The following is a 1,102-nucleotide window of genomic DNA, read 5'->3' as shown; positions in this document are numbered from 1 at the left end:
TCCCTCGCGTTCGGCGGTCTCCCAGTCGCGGGGTCGGAGTTGGTACTTCTCCGAGTCCAGGTACTCCTCGCTGCCGGGTTTGAGCGGGGTGTTCTCGCACAGTTCGTAGCCCGAGTACACGCCCCAGGTGGGGGAGAGGGTCGCGGCGAGCACCGCGCGCAGTTCGAAGGCGGGCCGGCCGCCGTGCTGGAGGAACTCGTGGAGGATGTCGGGGGTGTTGACGAAGAAGTTCGGCCGCATGTAGCTCGCGGCCTCGCCCGCCAGTTCGGTGGCGTAGTCGGTGAGTTCCTGTTTGGTGTTGCGCCAGGTGAAGTAGGTGTAGGACTGCTGGAAGCCGATCTGGGCCAGGGTGTGCATCATCGCGGGGCGGGTGAAGGCCTCGGCGAGGAAGATCACGTCGGGGTCGGTGCGGTTGATCCGCGTGATGACCCGTTCCCAGAAGACGACCGGTTTGGTGTGGGGGTTGTCGACGCGGAAGATGCGTACCCCGTGGGCCATCCAGTGCCTGAGGACCCGGACGGTCTCGGTGATGAGGCCGGGCATGTCGGCGTCGAAGGCGATGGGGTAGATGTCCTGGTACTTCTTCGGGGGGTTCTCCGCGTAGGCGATCGATCCGTCGGGGCGGTGGTGGAACCACTGGGGGTGTTTGTCGACCCAGGGGTGGTCCGGTGAGCACTGCAGCGCGAAGTCCAGGGCCACCTCCAGGTCCAGTTCCCGTGCCCGTCGCACGAAGTGGTCGAAGTCGTCGATGGTGCCGAGGGCGGGGTGGACGGCGTCGTGGCCGCCTTCGGGTGAGCCGATGGCCCAGGGGACGCCGACGTCGTCGGGGGTGGGGGAGAGGGTGTTGTTGCGGCCTTTGCGGAAGGTGGTGCCGATGGGGTGGATGGGCGGGAGGTAGACGACGTCGAAGCCCATGGCGGCGATCGCGGGCAGGCGGCGGGCGGCGGTGCGGAAGGTGCCGTGGGGCTGCTCGGGGGTGCCCTCGGAGCGGGGGAAGAACTCGTACCAGGACCCGAACAGGGCCCGTTCCCGCTCCACGAGCAGCGGCAACGGGTCACTGCTGGTGACCAGTTCCCGTAGCGGATGGCGGGCCAGGACCTCG

The 1,102-nt window shown here is 68.1% G+C and carries 1 pseudogene; it reads right to left on the bottom strand.

The annotated features are described in order from the left end of the window. A pseudogene (locus STRIP9103_RS32495) lies at positions 1–1,102 on the bottom strand (alpha-1,4-glucan--maltose-1-phosphate maltosyltransferase); the annotation flags it as partial.

The organism is Streptomyces ipomoeae 91-03 (genome assembly GCF_000317595.1).
GTDB lineage: Bacteria > Actinomycetota > Actinomycetes > Streptomycetales > Streptomycetaceae > Streptomyces > Streptomyces ipomoeae.
This window is presented reverse-complemented; position numbering and strand designations above follow the sequence as displayed.